This is a genomic window from Microvirga sp. 2TAF3 (assembly GCF_052114965.1).
GTDB lineage: Bacteria > Pseudomonadota > Alphaproteobacteria > Rhizobiales > Beijerinckiaceae > Microvirga.
The window spans coordinates 320,556-339,013 of record NZ_JBFRFT010000002.1 but is presented as its reverse complement, the minus strand read 5'-3'; the positions used below and the strand labels follow the sequence as shown (position 1 = coordinate 339,013).

The window sequence follows — 18,458 nt, the reverse complement described above, 5'->3', positions numbered from 1 at the left end:
GATTCCACTTTTGGGATCGATCCGATGCTCTCTTGTTGAATGAGCGCATCGTTCGGCGCGAACCGAAGGTCCGCGTCAGCGAAAAACCGGGTCCACTTTTCCGCACGATGCGCTAAGACCACGCAAACGAAACGGCGCGGGGAGGCGCGACATGATCCTGGTTTTCGGTTCCATCAACATGGATCTTGTCGCACGTGTGCGGGCAATCGCGCGTCCGGGCGAGACCGTTCTGTCGCGCCGTGCCGACAGCTTCTTCGGCGGCAAGGGAGCCAACCAGGCGGTTGCCGCGGCCCGGATCGGGCAGGGCGGCCCGATCCCGGTCGCCATGGCTGGAGCCTTGGGGGACGACCCCTTCGGCCGGGCCTGCCTGGACAATCTCCGTGCGAACGGCGTCGATGTGGAGGCGATCCGGATCGTCGGAGAGCCGACAGGCTGCGCCTTCATCACCGTCGACGATTCAGGGGAGAACGCCATCACCGTGGCGAGCGGCGCCAATATGGCGGTTGAAGCCGCCGATGTGCCGGACAGCCTCCTGGCCAGGGCTTCGGTTCTGGTCATGCAGATGGAGGTTCCGGCCGCCGAATGTCTCGCCATGGCCAGACGCGCCCGTCGGCACGGAGTCCGGGTCATCTGGAATTTCGCGCCGGCGCCTGCCATGAGCGAGCGCGCCGAAATGGCCGAGCTCCTTGCCGCCACCGATATTCTCGTGGTCAATGAGCATGAGGCCGTTGCGGTTGGCGCCATCGTCGAGGGCATGGTCAGGGATGACTATCTCGACGTCGCCGCTACCTTGGCGCGATCTCATGAGGTCACCTGTGTAGTGACGGCCGGCGCGCGCGGCGCGACGGCGATCAGCCCGGATGGGGCGCGCGTGCATGCCGCCGCCCGGCCGATCACGCCTATCGATTCGACGGGAGCCGGGGATACTTTCGTAGGTGTTCTCGCGAACGGGCTGGCGGAGGGATTGGGCACCGGCAATGCCATGCGCAGGGCCTGCATCGCGGCATCCCTTTCCTGCCTCACGGCGGGAGCGCAGGCCGGAATGCCGATGAGAGGCGCGCTCGAAGAGCACCTGGCCCAGGACTGACCTTCATCCTCTACAGGCCAGGTAAGAAAACCAGTTGGGCCTAAACGATCTTTCCGATCTCGTCCTTTATGCCGTGCAGCGCCGTGGCGCAGAAATCGAGAAACTGGCTGCTCAAGTCTGATCCGTTCGCAGAGGCCGTGCGGTAGAGGCCGACCGTATAGGGAATGGAGACTGAAAGGCGGCGCAGCTCGATTTCCTTGTCACGGCAGTGCAGGGCGCTGATCGGATTGATGATCGAGACGCCGAGGCCCTGGGCCACCAGCGAGCAGACGGATGTCGCCGTGGTCGCTTCGACGCGCAGGCGTCTCGTGACGCCATGTTCCTGAAACACGTTGTCGAGGTTTCGCCGGAAGGAATCCTCCGCCGAGAAATAGATGAAATCGGCGCCTTCGAAATCCCCTGGCGCGAGCACGCTCTTCTTCGCCAGAGGGTGCCCCTTCGGGATGATGCACAATTCCTCGCCCATATCGATGGTGAGGGCCGTCAGCCCCTCCAGCCTGGGATCGACCTCGATGATGCCAAGATCATAGTGCTGGGTCGATAGGCCGTTCACGATCACCGCCTGCTCGAAGGAGTGGATGCTGAGGCGAATGGACGGGTGTGCGCGAAGGAAATCGCGGCATACCTCGGGAAGCAGCGTGGTGCTGTAGGCCGGCAGGCATCCGAGATTGATATGGGCCGAGGCGTTCGCGCGGATGGCCTCTGCGGTGCGCGTAATCTCCTCCAGGCCAACGAAGGACCGGCGCACTTCCGTGTGCAGGGAAAGCGCCGCCTCGGTCGGATGGAGATGCCTCCCTTTGCGGATGAACAGAGGAAAGCCGAGATATCTCTCCAGATCCTTCAGTTCCCGGCTCACGGTCGGCTGCGACGTACGCAGTAGGGTGGCGGCCTGGGTGGCGCCACCGGAGGACATGACGGCATGGAAAACTTCGACGTGACGTAAAGATATTGTCACATAAACCTCATTCCATATCAGATTTGGATAGATCGACCCAAATATGATATTTGGAAAATTCTTTCGCCTTTGTCACCATCCCGGGAAAGGTAGTTCCAGGAAGTAGCGGATTCAGGAAACGAAGTGTTGACGACCTGCCGCATGGATCCGATAATTTTCGAAAAAAACGCTAAAGGGATGGAAGAAATGGGAAGTCGCGTTCTTGTCGCGGAATTCATGCACGAAACGAACACGTTCAGTGTTCAGCCTACGGATGAAGACGCCTTCAGGAACAGTAGCTACTATCTGGCCAACGAGATCCCATCGGCCTTGCGCGGCACCCGCACGTCCTTCGGCGCCGCGTTCGAGGCTGCCGAGAAGTTCGGCTGGGAGGTGGTGCACCCCATAGCGGCTTCCGCAAACCCTTCCGGACGCGTCACGGATGGCTGCTTCGACGCGATCTCGAAACGCATCCTGGACGTCTGCGACGGCGTCGACGGGATTCTGCTCCATCTGCACGGATCGATGTCCACCGAGAGCCACGACGACGGCGAGGGCGAGCTGCTTCACCGCATTCGCTCGCGGGTCGGCGGGAATGTGCCGATCGTCGTCATCCTTGATCTCCATGCGACGGTGACACAGCAGATGGCGGACAATGCCAATGCGCTGATCTCGTACCGAACTTATCCGCATATCGATCAATATGAGCGCACATGGCAGGGGGCCGAGCTTCTGCAGAAAGCGCTGAAGGGCGAGGCCGCACCGAAGGTCGCGCTGGCGCGCCGTCCCATTCTCTACGCTCTCGACGGCGGGCGCACCACATCGCCGCCGATGATGGAGCTGCTGCGTCGCGGCGACAGGATCGAGGCTGCGGGGCAGGCTCTCGTCGTCAGCGTCCAAGCCGGCTTTTCCTCCGCCGACGTGCACGACATCGGGCCATCCATCGCGGTGACCGGAAACGATCGGTCGTCCGCGCAGGCGATTGCCGAAGAGCTGATGGATTATGCGTGGGAGCAGCGTACGTTCTCGTCGATCCATTTCACCCCGCTGGATGAGGCTATCGCGAAGGCGAAAGCCGGGACCGGCGCAGCAAAGCCCCTGATCATTGCCGACTATTCCGACAATCCAGGTTCAGGCGCCTATGGCGACGCCACCACTCTGCTCAAGGCCGTGATCGAGGCAGATCTCCAGAACGTCGGCTTCCATGCGATCTGCGACCCCGAGGCGGTACGGCAGGCGCAGGCTGCCGGCGTCGGCAATCGCGTCACCCTTAAACTCGGCGGCAAGACAGACCCCGCCATGGGCGGCGGTCCGCTCGAAGTGACCGGCCACGTGGCGGCGATCACGGATGGCAGTTTCATCGCCTATGGGCCAATGGGCGGCGGCGCCCGGCGCAATTACGGGCTGAGCCTCCTGCTGCGCGTCGGCGGGGTCGAGATCATCGTGATCAGCCACAATGGCCAGGCCACGGATCTCGGGCAGTTTACCTCGCTGGGCGTCGACCCGACGCGGAAATCGACCCTGATCGTGAAATCGATGCAGCATTTCCGCGCGGCCTTCGAGCCGATTGCGAGAGAAGTTCTCGAGGTCGATACGGGTGCCTTGTCCACTCGCAATTTCAAGGAGCGGCCCTACAAGAAGGTGAGGCGGCCGATTTGGCCGCTGGACGCCGTATGATGGCCTCGCGGTAGATTGGAAAATATGAAGAATGCCTTAGCCACGCCAATGGCTGAAATAGGGACCGGAAGGATGTCGTCGTCGTGCTGAAAGCGGATATTGTCTTGCGTAACGGTCCCGTCTGGTGCGGGCGGGATGAAGGCGTCGTCGAGGCGGTCGCGATCTGGCGGGATCGCATCCTGGCGACCGGCAAGGACGCCGAGATCGCCTCTCTGATCGGTCCTTCCACCCGCGTGGTCGATCTCGCCGGGCGCCTTGCCACGCCAGGGCTCAACGATTCCCATCTGCACCTCGTCTCGCTCGGCCTCATGATGGACTGGGTCGATGCGAAGCCTTCGGCCGCTCCGACGCTCGATACCCTGCTTTCGGGAATCAAGGCGCGGGCCGCCACGTCGCGCCCGGGCGAGTGGATCCTTGCGCGCGGCTATGACCAGACCAAGCTCGACGTGAAGCGCCACCCGCATCGCAGCGAGCTCGATCAGGCCGCCCCCGACAACCCGGTGATGCTGGTGCGGACATGCGGCCATATCTCGATCTGCAACTCGCGAGCCCTTGAACTGGCGGGGATCGACGAGACGTCGCCCACGCCGCCCGGCGGCCTCATCGAACAGCAGAACGGTCGGCTCACCGGCCTTCTCGCGGAGAATGCGCGCGCCCCCGTCTGGGCTGTCATCCCCCCATCGAGCGAGGATCAGCTCGTCGCGGCGATCGAGCGCGGCGGCCGACATCTTCTGTCCTATGGCATCACGAGCTGCATGGATGCGGCCGTGGGCCAGCGCGGCGGATTCGGCGAGATTTCGGCCTATCACCGGGCGAAGCGCGAAGGCCGGCTGCCGGTCCGGACTTGGCTGACCTTGCTCGGCGACCCCGAACGTTCCATCGTGCCGCAATGCTTCGAGGCCGGTCTCGTTTCCGGCACCGGCGATGACATGCTGATGATCGGCGCCGTCAAACTGTTCCTGGATGGCTCGGCGGGCGGGCGCACGGCGTGGATGTTCGAGCCCTATCTCGGGGAAGACCGCACCACCGGCGTCCAGATGATGTCGGACGAGACTCTGAACGACCTCGTCATGGATGCCCATACCAAGGGCTACCAGCTCGCCTGCCATGCGATCGGCGATGCCGCCATCGAGCAGCTGATCACCGCCTACGAACGCGCGCTTGCCGCGATGCCCGACGCTGACAGGCGGCATCGGGTCGAGCATTCCGGCTTCTCGACGCCGGAGCAGCACAGGCGTATGGTCGCGGCCGGCATTTACCCCTGCCCGCAGCAGGTCTTCATCTATGATTTCGGTGACGCCTACATCTCCGTGCTCGGCGAGGAGCGCGGACTTGGAAGCTATCCATTCAAGACGTGGATGGACCTCGGCCTCAAGCCCGCAACGGGCAGCGATGCTCCGGTCTGTGAGCCTGATCCCTTCCCCAACTTCTACGCCATGCTGACACGCAAGACGTGGAAGGGCACCGTGATGGATGCGAGCGAAACGGTTTCGATCGAGGAAGCGCTGCAGGCCTATACGGAGTTCGGCGCCTTCTCGCAGAAGATGGAGCATGTCAAAGGGCGCCTCGTTCCGGGGCAGCTTGCCGACATCGCCATCTTCTCGCGCAATCTCCTGACGGCGACCCCGGAGGAGATTCTTGACAACACGCATTGCGATCTTACCATCCGAGGAGGTGCGATCGTTTACGATCGTCTTGGCGCGCTTCAATAACGACAAAGAGGGACGCGCCCGGACTGCCGAATGCACTCATGTTGCGAGTGCTTGATGCGCGAGGTATCGGCCACATGATCGGCACCCTTGCGAGAACCATAGATCTGGAGGACCAATCGTGCTGAAGAAATTCGTGGCCACAACTGCGCTCGCCCTTCTCATGGGCGGCGTTGCCGAAGCGCAGACTCCGCGCCAAGGCGGGACGATCCGCTTTACCGCGCCGTATGGGTCGAGCTTCGCGAACCTCGACATCCATACGTCGAACCGGGCGCAGGACGAGATCTGGGCGAAGGCGATCCATCGCTCGCTCTACAACTGGGACTCCGTAGGCAACAAGCCGATGCTCGAGCTTGCGAAATCCGTCGACGTATCCCCGGACGGCTTGGTCTATACCTTCAAGCTGCGTGACGACGCTTACTTCCATAACGGCCGGAAGATGAATGCCGATGACATCATCTGGACCTATAATCACCTCATGGATGGTAGCAAAGCGTATCCGGGCGCGCGCTATGTCCGCATGATCAAGGGTGCGGTCGATGTGGAGAAGGGGCAGGCGAAGACGATTTCCGGCCTCAAGAAGATCGACGATTCCACCATCGAGATGACGCTGACCGAGAAGGTCGATCCGGGCTTCTATTTCCAGAACGCGACAACGTCGATTTATCCTGCCGACGAGGCTGGGAAGGACACGTTCGCCTCCAAGCCGATCGGACTGGGCCCCTATAAGCTCGCCGAATATGTGCCGGGCTCGCGCCTGGTCGCCGAGCGCTGGGAAAAATTCTACAAGCCGGGCATGCCCCATGCCGACAAGGTCGCGATCATGATCATGGGCGAGGCATCGGCGCGTGACGTTGCCTTCCGCAACAAGGAGATCGACGCCTCTATCCTCGGCCCGGCGCAATACGTAGCCTATCAAGGTGACCCGGCGCTGTCGAAAGGGCTGCTTGAAGTCGCCGAAGTGTATACGCGCGTCATGGGGTTTAACCCTGGCTTCAAGCCCTTCGCGGACAAGCGGGTGCGTCAGGCGATCAATCACGCGATCGATACGGACCTGATCATCAAGAAGCTCAACAAGGACAAGGCCTACCGCGCCACGAGCTGGCTGCCGCCGACATCGCCCGGCTACGACAAGGCTTTGAAGCCCTATGCCTATGATCCGGAAAAGGCGAAGAAGCTGCTCGCCGAAGCCGGCTATCCGAACGGCTTCGAGTTCGAATGGACCGCGACGTCCAACGAAAGCTGGGGCATTCCGATCGCCGAGGCGGCGATCCCGATGCTCGAGAAGGTTGGCATCAAGGCGAAGATCAAGCCGGTCGAGGGAACGGTTCTGTCCGAGGTCGTGCGCAAGGGCGAATATCAGGCCTTCCTCTGGTCGCTGTCCACGGGTCCCGATCCGCAGGCTTCCTTGAAGTGCTTCCACTCGAAGACCCCGCAATCGGCCTGCAACTACACCCTCTTCAATAATCCCGAAGTGGACAAGCTGCTGGATGAGGCCGGCACTACCAGCGACGCGGCCAAGAAGCTGGAGAACCTGACGAAGGTCAACAACATCGTCTTCGACGAGGCGCCGTACTGGTTCTTCAACTACAACAAGGCGGTGATGGCGCATCAGCCCTGGCTCAAGGGCCTGCAGCCGAACGCGACGGAGCTCGCGATCCAGAACTACGAGGAGATGTGGGTCGACGAGACGTCGCCGGCCGCAAAGTAAGCGTCCACAGGTCGTAAATTCATCAACGACGGACAACCTCGGCATCCCGCGCGAAAAGCGCGGGATGCCAGGAATGGGATTATTGAATGATTTCTTTCATCCTGCGGCGCCTGTTGCAGACTTTGCCGATCATCCTGGCTGTTGCGCTGCTGATTTTCCTGCTGTTCAGCGTCATTCCGGGCACTTTCGCTTCGAGCATGAGCGATGACGGGCGCAGCGTGCTCGATGTGCAGGTCATGGAGCGCATGAACAAGGAGCTCGGTCTCAGCGACCCGGTTCACGTACGCTTCGGAAAATACGTGGCGCAGCTCGCGACCTTCGACCTCGGCACCTCTTTCCGCACCCGCCAGCCGGTGGCGACGGTTCTCGCCGAACGTATGTGGCCGACCTTGAAACTGTCATTCGCCTCCATGCTGTTCGCGATCTTGATTGGCGTGCCGCTCGGTTTCATCGCGGCGTTGCGGCCCGGGAGCCTGATCGACACGGTATCCATGATCGGCGCGGTTTCCGGCCTGTCCCTGCCCAAGTTCTGGCTCGGCCTGCTGCTGATGTATCTCTTCGCCCTCGTGCTCGGTTGGTTGCCGAGCTTCGGCTACGGCGATGGCGGGCTGCGTTATCTGGTGCTGCCCTCCATTGCACTCGGCGTCGCCCCCATGGCGCTTCTGGCGCGTACGGCCCGGGCGGCGGTTCTCGAAATCATGAATGCGGATTTCGTACGCACGGCGCGCTCGAAGGGTATGAGCGAGCGTCGCGTGGTTCAATGGCACCTGACGCGCAATGCCCTGGTGATCGTGCTCACGACCATCGGTCTGCAATTCGGCACGGTCATCGGTCAGGCCGTCGTCGTCGAGAAGCTGTTCTCCTGGCCGGGCCTCGGTTCGCTGCTCGTCGACAGCGTCACGCTGCGCGACATTCCGGTGGTGCAGGGCGCGATCCTGGTGATCGTGCTGTTCTTCCTTGTCACCAATACGCTCGTCGATGTTCTCTGCGCGATCATCGATCCGCGCATCAAATATTCCTGAGGCGGAGATATGAAGTTCAGAGCCAATCTCCTGATCGGAGGCGCGCTTTTCGCCATCGTTGTGATCGCGGGCGTGTTCGCCCCCTATCTGGCGCATACCGATCCGGTCATGGATGCCAATCTGATGAATGCCGAGGAGCCGCCCGGCGTGGCATTCTGGTTCGGCACCGATGCGCAGGGGCGCGACATCTACAGCCGCGTTCTGCATGGCGCGCGGATTTCGCTGACCGTGGGCATTGTCTCGCAGCTCATCAACACCGTCATCGGCGTATGCCTCGGCCTGTCGGCCGGCTATTGGGGCGGCTGGTGGGACGATTTCGTGAGCGGCCTGACCAATCTCATGCTGGCCATTCCCTCCCTGATCTTTGCGCTCGCGATCATGGCCATCCTCAATCCGGGATTGACGAGCCTGTTGATTGCGCTCGGTCTCACCAACTGGTCTTTCACCTGCCGGCTCGCGCGGGCCTCCGCGCTCTCGCTCAAGAGCCAGGGCTACGTGCAGGCCGCGAAGGTTCTGGGCTATGGCGATGTGCGGATCATGCTGACTCAGCTTCTGCCAAATATGCTCGGGCCGATCATCGTGATCGGCACGCTCGGCATGGGCGGCGCCGTGCTGGCCGAGGCGGCTTTGTCGTTCCTGGGGCTCGGCATCCGGCCTCCTTACCCGAGCTGGGGCAGCATGTTGTCGGACGCCAGGGACCAGATCACGACGGCGCCCTGGATCTCGATCTTTCCGGGACTCGCGATCTTCATGACGGTCCTAGGGTTGAACCTATTGGGCGACGGTTTACGCGATATTCTCGACCCGCAATCGCGGACGCGGCGCGCATGACGGGGGAGCCGCTTCTCGAGGTCGAGAACCTCAGGATCAATCTCGCGCTCGGCAATGCCGAATTTCCGGCCGTGCAGGATGTCTCGTTCACCATCAATCGAGGCGAGACACTGGGCCTCGTTGGAGAGTCAGGCTGCGGCAAGAGCATCACGGCACTGGCGCTGATCGGCCTGCTTCGGGGGCCGCTCAGGGTCGCGGGCGGCAGCATCCGGTTCAGCGGACGGGAAATTCAGAACCTGTCGCCGTCAAAGATGCGCAAATTGCGCGGCGACCGCATCTCGATGATCTTCCAGGAGCCCATGACGGCACTCAACCCGCTGTCGCCGGTGGGGCGGCAGATTGCGGAAATGTTCGTGCTGCACAAGGGCGCTACCTGGAATGAGGCCGAGCGCCTCGCCGTGGAAGCGCTCGCGAGCGTCCGCGTGCCGGCGCCCGACAGGCGGGTGAAGGATTATCCCCACCAGCTCTCGGGCGGCATGCGTCAGCGCGTCATGATCGCCATCGCGTTGGCCTGCGGGCCGGACCTCCTGCTCGCCGACGAGCCGACCACGGCGCTCGACGTGACGGTTCAGGCCGAAATTCTCGACCTCATCCGCGAATTGTCCGCCGCCAAAGGAACCGCCGTGCTGATGATCAGCCACGATCTCGGCCTGATCGCCAACATGTGCCGGCGCGTCGGCGTCATGTATGCCGGGCGGATCGTGGAGCAGCGCGCGGCCGAGGATGTGTTTCGCACGCCGAGCCATCCCTACACGAATGGCCTCGTCGCCTCGCTTCCGCTTCTCGGGGCGCGGGCGAGGCATGGCCGCAAGCGGCTTCAGGAAATCGAAGGCGTCGTGCCGCCGGTTTCGGCCTTCCCGAGCGGTTGCCGCTTCCATCCGCGCTGCTATGCGGCAACCGGGATCTGCCAAGCGGAGGATCCCGGCGCGACGGCACTTGCCAATGGCGGTATCGTACGGTGTCACCATCATGAGTAACTCACCCGCCGATACGATCCTGAAGATCGAGAACCTCGCGGTGCATTTTCCGGTCGGGGGAGGGCTGTTCAGCGGCGCGCGACGTGTCGTGCATGCGGTGGATGGCGTCGATCTCGAACTCAAGCGCGGCGAGTGTCTGGGCCTTGTGGGCGAATCCGGATGCGGCAAGTCGACCCTCGCCCTCACGATCCTCGGCCTTCAGGCGCCGACGCGGGGACGCATTGTCCTAGACGGGCACGATATGAGCGGCAATGGCATGGACCGCATGGCCCGGGCCCGCATCGCGCAGATGGTGTTTCAAGATCCCTATTCCTCGCTCAACCCGCGCCAGACCGTGCGCAGGACGCTTGAAGCGCCCCTTCGCCTTCACGGTGTGACGGCCGCGAGCGAGGTTGAGGATCGCATCGCCGACATGCTCAAGCGCGTCGGCTTGCGGCCGGAAGTCGCCGCGCGCTATCCGCACGAATTTTCCGGAGGACAGCGCCAGCGCATCGGCATCGCCCGCGCGCTCATCCTGAAACCGCAGATCGTCATCCTGGACGAGCCGGTCTCGGCGCTCGACGTGTCCATCCGAGCGCAGATCATCAATCTGCTGCTCGAACTCAAGGAAACGCTCGGCCTCTCCTATATCATGATCAGCCACGACCTCGGCGTTGTGGAGCATATGAGCGACCGTGTCGCGGTCATGTATCTCGGCCGCATCGTCGAAGCCGGCGGTTGGGAAACCATCTTCACGACGCCACAGCACCCTTATACCCGTGCCCTGATCGCGGCGATCCCCGATCCGTTCCGCGACAATCGGGGAGCCAAGATCACGGGTGAGATTCCCAACCCGCTCAACCCGCCGACGGGATGCGGCTTCAATCCGCGCTGTCCGGAGGCGAGGGATATCTGTCGTGCGCCGCCGACGCCATCGCTCGAGGAAATCGGGCCCGGCCATCTCGTCCGATGCCGCCGTGTCCGGGAACTCGCCGTCTGAGAGCGCTGAAATCCTTCCGAAAACGACATTGAAGAAAGAGCCTTGAAATGGCGTATGTTCCAACGGTCCGTGTTCGAGTGCCCCGCTCGCAGGAAGCACCTCACATCGGCTCGCTGACGATCGATGGTTGGACTATTCCCTGCACGGTCGGAACCGGAGGGCTGGTTCAGGCATCCCTCAAGCGCGAGGGCGACAAACGCACTCCGATCGGCGCCTTTCCGCTGCGCTACGGCCTGTACGACGCCACTGTCCTTCCGGATTTCGCCCGCGATCTCTCGTTCCCGTTCGTCCCCCTCTCGGACGACATGATCTGGGAGGAGGAGGGCGCGCATTACAACCGGCTTGTCTTTTCGGAAGATGGCGAGCGATCCGACGAGAGGCTCAACAGGCCCCGCGACGAGCGTCTTTTCGATGTGATCGTCCCCATCGGCTTCAACGACGCCATGCCCGAGATCGGGCGCGGCAGCGCCCTTTTCATCCATGCCGCGCGGGCGAACATGACGGGCACCGCGGGATGTATCGGTGTGCCCTCGGAAAAGATCCCGGATCTTGTCCGGCGTCTTCGGCCCGGCATGGTGATCGATATCGGTTACGAGGAGACCGAAAATCGGCTTCCGAAAAGCGACGACGGGCCGCTCGAAATCGTGCGTTTCGCGGGCACCGAGCGGGGCCCCAAGCTTATCGTGATCGGCGCGGTTCATGGCAACGAACCTTGCGGGCCGCTATCCATCCTGCGCGCCATCGCCGATTGCCGCTCAGGGCGGCTGTCGATCCGCCGGGGGGAGGTTACCTTCGTTCCGGTCGCGAACCTGAAAGCCTACCGGCAAAGGACACGCGAGGGGGACAGGAACCTCAACCGGGATCTGCGGGACAAGACCATTCCCGAGGATTACGAGGACAAGGTCGGCAACCGGATCTGCGCGCTGCTGCGCGAGAACGATGTCCTGCTCGACATCCACTCGTTCAGAGGAGAGGGCGAGCCGTTCATCTTCGCCGGGCCGCTGGACAATGCAGGGGAAGTCGAGCCTTTCCGTTTCGCGAAGCAGGAAGGGCAGTTCGCTGCGAGACTCGGTACTTCGATCGTCATTCATGGCTGGCTCGACGTCTATGGTCGCTTCCTCAAGGAGCGCGCGCGGCTTGGGCATCCCAACCGGGCGATTTCCGAGGGGGTCGGCACCACGGAATACATGCGTTACTCCGGTGGCTATGGCGTCACGCTGGAATGCGGCTCGCATGACGATCCGGCGGCCGCTGAAATCGGCTATGCGGCCATCGTCAATGCGCTTGCGCATCTGGGACTCATCGATGCGCTCGCGCCTGCAATCGCCATGAAGACGGCCATCCAGATCGTCGATGTCCTGCTCTGCGAGGCCGAAGGCGACCGCTTGGAAGGTTCATGGAAAACGGGCGATTCCGTATCGGCCGGACAGGTCATCGCCCGCCGGGCCAATGGCGAGAAGCTCGTCGCGCCGAGCGCGGGATACATCATCTTCCCGAACGCCAATGCGATCCCGGGCGATGGGCTTTGTTATTTCGGCGTGCCGAGTCCCCGGATCTTCTGATGCTGGGAGAGTGAAAGTCGGGGCCGAAAGGCCCCGGCTCCGCATTCCGGGTTTGCAGGAACGTCTCGTTCATCCTACAGGGATCGTCTGATCGCCAATCATCGCTTGCCTGCCGGTCCTGAAGCCGGCTGTGGCGAGGGAGGGCGCTGATACCCCGAAGCAACGGAACAAGGCGGCCGGTCCATGCTGTTCTCAACCCGCGATGCCCTTGCCGTGGATCAACTCCTTCGCGAAGCTGCGCGCGTGGAGATCCTGCCTCGCTTTCGGAACCTGTCCGCCCACGAGATCCGGCAGAAATCGTCTCCTACCGATCTCGTGACGGATGCGGACGAGGCTGCCGAGCGGATGATCGGGGAGGGATTGCGGCGGGCCTTTCCGCATGCCGTGCTTGTCGGCGAGGAGGCGACCGAGCGCGATCCATCGCTTCTCGGCAGGTTGGCGGATGCGGAACTCGCTTTCCTCATCGACCCCGTGGACGGAACCAAGAACTTCGCTTCGGGCCTCCCGCTGTTCGGGGTGATGGTTGCCGCGGTCATGCGCGGCGAGGTCGTTGCCGGCATGATCCACGATCCGATGGGCGATGACACCGCGATAGCCGTCCGTGGGGAGGGGGCCTGGATCGAGCGCCAGGGGGGCGAACGGATCTTCGCGTCGCACCGCCGGTTCCTGTCGCGAGCATGTCAGGCTGCGCATCCTGGCACCAAATGCCGGAGCCGATGCGATCCACCGTTGCCGCGAACCTGGCGCGCACCGGCGTCGCCGCGTGCTATCGCTGCGCTGCGCACGAATACAGGATGACGGCTGCCGGACATTCCCACTTCATCGTCCAATGGAAGGTGATGCCGTGGGACCATGCGGCGGGCTGGCTGCTTCACCGGGAGGCTGGCGGCTATTCGGCGCGTTTCGACGGATCGCCATACAGGCCGACCTCGCACGAAGGAGGCATCATATGCGCTCCCAACGCCGCGAGCTGGCAGGCGCTTCATGAAACATTGTTTCGCATGACATAGGGCATTCCTGAGGAGGCGCTGCCTTCTTCCGTCGTCTTCACCGAGCTTCGACGCGACTGGCCAGCCTCGTTTGAGCGGATGCTTTTTTCAGAGCAGGATCGCGTTTCGAGCCCGTCAGAACTTCCAGGTGAATTCGCCCTTCACGGTCTGGTCCTGCGCCTTCGCTGCAAGCTGGCCCGTATAGCTCACGCCGAGCGTGACGTTTCCGCCGAGAGCGAAATCGAGACCGGCTTCCGCCACCAGGGCATCGCGCGCGACGGGTGTGCCGGTGACGCTGAACGGAACCGCGCCGTCGCGGAAGGCGAGCAGCGCCGCGGGCTCGACATCGCCGAAGGCGTGGCGCCAGCCGAGCGTTCCGCGCAATGTCAGCGCCGTCGTTTCGGACAGGGCGATGCGGCTTGCGGCCCTCATGCCGAGGGTGGAGAAGGCAGTGTCGCTGCTATCGCTCCTCCCGCGAAGGGCCGCCGCCTGTCCGGCTTCGGAGAAGCCGTCCGTATGAAGATTGACATAGGCAAGCGCAGCGAAGGGCTCCAACGCCGTCGCGCCGAAGGCGAAGGCATAGCCGACATCGCCGAAGACCTGCGCGGTGCGGCCGTCGTAATCGGTCTTCACTGCATCGGAGAAGCCGGTGAAGGCGACTTGGCGGCTCGCATCGATGCTGTGCCACGTGAAAGCGGAGCCCAGGCGCAGGCCGAGCGGACCCCACTGCGTGCCGGCATAGACGGCGACATGATAGTTGTCGGCGGTGGCCGAGGAGATGAGACGGTCGGCGTCCAGAGACGTCTGGCTGTAGCCGCCCGCGAAGCCGAGGCGCCAAGTGCTACCTTGCCAAGGGCCGCCGAGCAACGCATCAGCGCCGAGGAAGAAGCCGCCGGTGCTGGCATCGACGCTTGCGGCGTCTTTCCCCTTGGTGTTGCCCCAGGAGCCGAATCCCTGTCCCCACAGGCCGAGCGTCGTGCCGGCGAGAGTCTGAACGTTGCCGGGCGATGCCGCGAGGATTGAAAGCGCCTGATCTCCCGGTCCGAATGCCTGCCGGAGACGGCCGGTGACGGCGTCCCGCACGTAGCGGCTGGTGTCGAGCAGAATGCTGCGCGTCGAGGCATGGATCTCGCCGGACAGGCTGTCGAAGGCGGCACGGGCGGAGGCTTCGTCGAGTTGCAGGATTGCGCGACGGATCGGATTGGCCGGCGCGAGCGCTTCAGCGGAAGTGCCGACCGATTTCTGATCTTCAAACAAGCCGGCATCGGCGAAGCTGGTGCCGTTTCGTACTACGGTCATCGTAACGGCGCGCGCCGTATAGGCGAGCGATACGTCGAAGAAGGCATAGGCGTCCCACACAGTCGCGAAGCGGCCTTCGACGGTATCGGCAGTAACCACACGGGATGTCACCTGCGGATTGGCCGGGTCGAGCGTGCCGCTAACATGCAGCGTGCCACCTAGCGTCGCGGTGCCGGTGACGGCGAGACTGTCGGAGGTCCGGCCCTGCACCCGCACGGCCAGAATGCCGGCTTCGGTCTGGAGATAGTCGCCTTGCACGGTAAGCGTGCCGAGTGCTTCGCCGGTGCCGGGCGCAACGGTTCCGGCGCTGTTCCTCACGCCGCCGAAGGCGACGATCCTGCCTGTGCCGGTCAGGACGCCGCCGGTGAGGGCGAGCGATCCTGTCGTGAAAGTGCCGTTGACGCTGAGTTGCCCGGCGGAAACTTCCGAGCCGACGATGGCCGTCAGCTCGCGGCCCGCAGGCAGATCGAGAGCGGATCGGGCGCCTCCGATCCAGAGAGAATCGACGGTCGGGTTCATGTCGACCGTCATCGTTCCCGGCTCAATCAGCGCAACCTGATAATAGCGCCCGATAGCGCCTGCGCCGTTGAAATGGCCGATCCGGTTGTTAGGTACGACGGCGGCGCCGCTGTAGAGGTCCTGCCACGCGGCAGGATTGCTCCACAGGGAATTGCCCGCTTTGGCTGAGACTTGGCGCAGCGGATTGTTCTGCGCGATCCAACCCAGATAATCGATGACCGGGGTCCAGCCGGTCACGCTGTGATAGCCGAATTGCGGTCCCTCGAAATTGACCACCCAATCCGCCACGCCGATCTGGATAAGGCCGTCACTCGTCATGATAAAGAGTGGCCCGCCGCTGTCGCCCGGCGCGGCGCCCGCCTGCAGACGCGGGATCGGGCCGGCCGGGTCGTCGGGCGCAGCCGGGTTCTCGAACTGACCCATGATGTAGAATTGCTGATTGCCGGCAAAGCCGGCCTCGCTGCCGGGCAGGTAGCCCGCATAAAGCGTATCGCCGACGCGGCGCTTGTCGTCGTAGGGACCGGTATCCCGCTCAGGTGGATTGGAACCTGTCCCCGAGGCTCCGTACCCCACCATGCGAATCACGCTCCCCACGAGAGGGGCGGCGGTACCGGCCCTGACCAGCGTCACCGGCCTGATGCCGGTGACGGGCGCATCGAGAGAAATCAGGGCGATGTCATTTTCAAGCGGGCCAGGCTTGTAGCCGAGATGGGCCGCCACACCGCTGATATATCTGTTGTTGGGATTCGCCTGGGTCGCGATGGGAGAGAAGCTGATCCCCGTCTGGTAGGAGATTGTGAGCTGGCCGGGGGCTTCCTCGATGCAATGGGCTGCCGTCAGGATCGTGCGGGCGTTGATCAGGCTTCCGGTGCAGAATGCGCCGCCTGGGCTGACCAGGGCGACTACGTTGTCGAAGACATTGCGGCTGTCGTAGTAATTGCCGATGCCTCCGGCGGAGCTCGCAGCTCCATCGTTGAGCACCACCGCTTGGGCCAAGTTCACTCCGCCCAGCAGGAAGGTGAGGGCAGCCAGGCTTGCAGGAACGTTACGCGTCAGGCTCGTGGTCGCGTAAAGGCGAGCGCCCAGATTCGTCTTCTGCAACGCCATTTCAGTGCCCCAGACTCTATGTTTATATAGGTTGGGCGTCCTATACGGGACTAAGGCGAAGTCCGTCGAGCGGAGTGGGGCCGGAAATTGTGGAAGTTAGAGCATTTTTAGAAAAAGTGGGCACCGGTTTTGCGGCGGAAAATGCGTCTTTCAAGGAGGTAGAGCATATTTCATGAACCGAAATTCATGAAATATGCTCTATCCCGCTACCTTCCGTCCATTTGACTTCCCCTTGTCTTTAGGAGACATGAGCGCCTTTCGAAGGGCCTTCCCGCCCGCAGGAATTCTTTTTATTCAAAAGGCAGTTCCGCCGCCGGAGCTTTCAATGGACGGTTTGGTCCCCCAGCAGCGCATATCCCTGCGCCACTTGTCCGTGGCCCAGGTAGCGAATGCCATTGAGCGGAGCCATGTCCGCCTTTGCCTTGTCCTGATTTTGCTTTCGCTCGTCTGCTTCCTGCCGGGATTCATCTCGCTTCATCCGATGGACCGGGACGAGCCGCGCTATGCGCAGGCCTCGAAGCAGATGCTCGAGACTCATGAATTCGTGGATATCCGCTTCCAGGACGAGGCCCGGCACAAGAAACCCGTCGGCATCTACTGGCTCCAGAGCGCCACCGTGTCGATCGGCGAGGCCCTGGGCGTGCCTGAGGCCAGAACGACGATCGCGCTCTATCGGATTCCTTCCCTCTTCGGAGCCCTGGCGACGGTCCTCCTGACCTATTGGGCGTCACTCGCCTTCCTCGGGCGGCGCGGCGCCTTTCTGGCCGCCGCCTTCATGGCGACCTCGATCATCCTCATGGTCGAGGCGCGGCTCGCCAAGACGGATGCCGCACTGACGGCGTGCTCCGTCGCCGTCATGGGGGGGCTCGCCCGCGCCTATCTGGGGCGGGGGGCGGGCCTCCTGCCCAAGCGAACGCTCGCGATTTTCTGGCTGGGCTTTGCCGCCGGGATCCTCATCAAGGGGCCCCTTGTCCTGATGTTCGCAGGCCTTGCCGCCGCCATCCTGTCCTACCGGGAGCGCTCGGCTCGATGGCTTCTCGCCCTGAAGCCCTGGCTCGGAGGCCTCTTTACTCTTCTTGTCGTCATGCCCTGGTTCCTTGCCATCGCAATCAAGAGCGGAGGGGCCTTCTATTCCGAGGCAGTCGGCCACGACATGCTGGGCAAGGTCGGGACGGCGCAGAGCTATCACTGGGCCCCGCCAGGCTTCTATCTGCTCGCGTTCTTCGCCACCTTCTGGCCTGGAGCCATCCTGGCGGCCGCCGCCGTGCCCTTTGCCTGGATCCATCGAAGGGAAGACCCCGTAGCTTTCTGCTTGGCCTGGATCGTTCCCTCCTGGCTGGTTTTCGAGGCAGTGCCGACCAAGCTGCCGCATTACGTGATGCCGCTCTATCCAGCCATGGCGATCATCACGGTCATCGCGATCCTGCGCCACTTCATCGGGCCGCATCGCCCAGGCGCCAAGCTTGCGACGATCCTGATCCCGTTCATCCCCGTGGGGCTCGCCATCGGCCTCTCGGCGGCGAACTGGTCCTTCGACCATACGCTGCCCTATCGCGGCCTTCCGGCCCTGATCGCATCCTCGCTGATCGCGCTTTATGCGTGGCGGCTTTTCGTGCGAAACGAAATCCTCAAGAGCGTGTGGATGGGGTTTCTCTCCTCCGCCTGCCTCGCCGTCGGCGTCTTCGGTTTCGCGCAGCTCGACCTGCGCTCGCTGAAATTGTCGCCACGGTTGGCGGAGGTCGCGCGCGATGCGGGCTGTGACAACCCCCGCGTCGCCACCCTGGGCTATCGCGAGCCGAGCCTCGTCTTCCTGACCGGAACCGATCTCGAAATGCTGGAGACCGGGGCGGAGGCGTCAAGCTTCCTCAGGCAGGGCGGCTGCCGGATGGTTTTCGTTGAAAAGCGCTTTGAGGACGCGTTCCGGGCCGAGAACGAACGTCTCGGGCTGCAGCCGGCCCTCTCGACCCGGGTCTCGGGTTTCAATATCAACAGCGGGCGGCGGCTCGATATCGGAGCCTATGCGGTCGGTCCTTGAGGCCGGCTCACTCACAAAAG

The 18,458-nt window shown here is 63.1% G+C and carries 12 protein-coding genes and 1 pseudogene; 11 read left to right on the top strand and 2 right to left on the bottom strand.

Features of this window, described 5'->3' with window-relative positions; translation table 11 throughout:
• The first annotated feature begins 151 nt into the window (after positions 1–151).
• A complete protein-coding gene (locus AB4Y97_RS04025) occupies positions 152–1,087 on the top strand; it encodes a ribokinase (RefSeq protein WP_441997710.1) in 936 nt (311 codons plus the stop codon).
• Positions 1,088–1,127: 40 nt separating this feature from the next.
• Here AB4Y97_RS04025 and AB4Y97_RS04020 read toward each other — a convergent pair whose 3' ends face one another.
• Positions 1,128–2,042, bottom strand: a complete 915-nt coding sequence (locus tag AB4Y97_RS04020; RefSeq protein ID WP_441997709.1) for a LysR family transcriptional regulator — start codon at positions 2,040–2,042, stop codon at positions 1,128–1,130.
• 186 nt (positions 2,043–2,228) lie between these two features.
• On the opposite strand from AB4Y97_RS04020, the gene AB4Y97_RS04015 reads away from it, so the two are divergent.
• The 9 genes and pseudogenes from AB4Y97_RS04015 to AB4Y97_RS03975 all read left to right on the top strand — a co-directional run bounded on the left by AB4Y97_RS04015 (position 2,229) and on the right by AB4Y97_RS03975 (position 13,499).
• Positions 2,229–3,698 carry a M81 family metallopeptidase gene (locus AB4Y97_RS04015; RefSeq protein WP_441997708.1) on the top strand — a complete coding sequence of 490 codons (1,470 nt, stop codon included), beginning with the start codon at positions 2,229–2,231 and terminating at the stop codon, positions 3,696–3,698.
• A gap of 83 nt (positions 3,699–3,781) precedes the next feature.
• Positions 3,782–5,410, top strand: a complete 1,629-nt coding sequence (locus tag AB4Y97_RS04010; protein ID WP_441997707.1) for an amidohydrolase — start codon at positions 3,782–3,784, stop codon at positions 5,408–5,410.
• Positions 5,411–5,570: 160 nt separating this feature from the next.
• Positions 5,571–7,118 (top strand): ABC transporter substrate-binding protein, encoded by a 1,548-nt coding sequence (locus tag AB4Y97_RS04005; protein ID WP_441997759.1) that lies wholly within the window; start codon positions 5,571–5,573, stop codon positions 7,116–7,118.
• An 86-nt stretch (positions 7,119–7,204) separates the two neighbouring features.
• Positions 7,205–8,140: an ABC transporter permease gene (locus AB4Y97_RS04000; RefSeq protein ID WP_441997706.1), complete on the top strand. Its 936-nt coding sequence runs from the start codon at positions 7,205–7,207 to the stop codon at positions 8,138–8,140.
• Positions 8,141–8,149: 9 nt separating this feature from the next.
• A complete protein-coding gene (locus AB4Y97_RS03995; protein WP_441997705.1) occupies positions 8,150–8,971 on the top strand; it encodes an ABC transporter permease in 822 nt (273 codons plus the stop codon).
• Complete coding sequence (locus AB4Y97_RS03990; RefSeq protein WP_441997704.1) at positions 8,968–9,948, top strand: ABC transporter ATP-binding protein; 981 nt, start codon at positions 8,968–8,970, stop codon at positions 9,946–9,948. Before AB4Y97_RS03995 ends, AB4Y97_RS03990 begins: the two co-directional genes overlap by 4 nt.
• Positions 9,941–10,927, top strand: coding sequence for an ABC transporter ATP-binding protein (locus tag AB4Y97_RS03985; RefSeq protein ID WP_441997703.1), 987 nt, complete (start codon positions 9,941–9,943; stop codon positions 10,925–10,927). The genes AB4Y97_RS03990 and AB4Y97_RS03985 overlap by 8 nt, the downstream gene beginning before the upstream one ends.
• Before the next feature lie 47 nt (positions 10,928–10,974).
• A complete protein-coding gene (locus AB4Y97_RS03980) occupies positions 10,975–12,489 on the top strand; it encodes a L,D-transpeptidase family protein (RefSeq protein ID WP_441997702.1) in 1,515 nt (504 codons plus the stop codon).
• A 183-nt stretch (positions 12,490–12,672) separates the two neighbouring features.
• A pseudogene (locus AB4Y97_RS03975) lies at positions 12,673–13,499 on the top strand (inositol monophosphatase family protein).
• 114 nt (positions 13,500–13,613) lie between these two features.
• Here the strand turns inward: AB4Y97_RS03975 and AB4Y97_RS03970 are convergent.
• The gene (locus tag AB4Y97_RS03970) at positions 13,614–16,403 is read right to left on the bottom strand and encodes an autotransporter outer membrane beta-barrel domain-containing protein (RefSeq protein WP_441997701.1); all 2,790 of its coding nucleotides are present in this window, start codon (positions 16,401–16,403) and stop codon (positions 13,614–13,616) included.
• 325 nt (positions 16,404–16,728) lie between these two features.
• On the opposite strand from AB4Y97_RS03970, the gene AB4Y97_RS03965 reads away from it, so the two are divergent.
• Positions 16,729–18,438 carry an ArnT family glycosyltransferase gene (locus AB4Y97_RS03965; protein ID WP_441997700.1) on the top strand — a complete coding sequence of 570 codons (1,710 nt, stop codon included), beginning with the start codon at positions 16,729–16,731 and terminating at the stop codon, positions 18,436–18,438.
• The last annotated feature ends 20 nt before the right edge of the window (positions 18,439–18,458 follow it).

Coding starts and splice junctions, on each gene's coding strand:
- AB4Y97_RS04025 (WP_441997710.1), top strand. CDS start 152: ATGATCCTGGTTTTCGGTTCCATCAACATGGATCTTGTCGCACGTGTG.
- AB4Y97_RS04000 (WP_441997706.1), top strand. CDS start 7,205: ATGATTTCTTTCATCCTGCGGCGCCTGTTGCAGACTTTGCCGATCATC.
- AB4Y97_RS03965 (WP_441997700.1), top strand. CDS start 16,729: ATGGACGGTTTGGTCCCCCAGCAGCGCATATCCCTGCGCCACTTGTCC.
- AB4Y97_RS04005 (WP_441997759.1), top strand. CDS start 5,571: ATGGGCGGCGTTGCCGAAGCGCAGACTCCGCGCCAAGGCGGGACGATC.
- AB4Y97_RS03985 (WP_441997703.1), top strand. CDS start 9,941: ATGAGTAACTCACCCGCCGATACGATCCTGAAGATCGAGAACCTCGCG.
- AB4Y97_RS03970 (WP_441997701.1), bottom strand. CDS start 16,403: ATGGCGTTGCAGAAGACGAATCTGGGCGCTCGCCTTTACGCGACCACG.
- AB4Y97_RS03980 (WP_441997702.1), top strand. CDS start 10,975: ATGGCGTATGTTCCAACGGTCCGTGTTCGAGTGCCCCGCTCGCAGGAA.
- AB4Y97_RS03995 (WP_441997705.1), top strand. CDS start 8,150: ATGAAGTTCAGAGCCAATCTCCTGATCGGAGGCGCGCTTTTCGCCATC.
- AB4Y97_RS03990 (WP_441997704.1), top strand. CDS start 8,968: ATGACGGGGGAGCCGCTTCTCGAGGTCGAGAACCTCAGGATCAATCTC.
- AB4Y97_RS04015 (WP_441997708.1), top strand. CDS start 2,229: ATGGGAAGTCGCGTTCTTGTCGCGGAATTCATGCACGAAACGAACACG.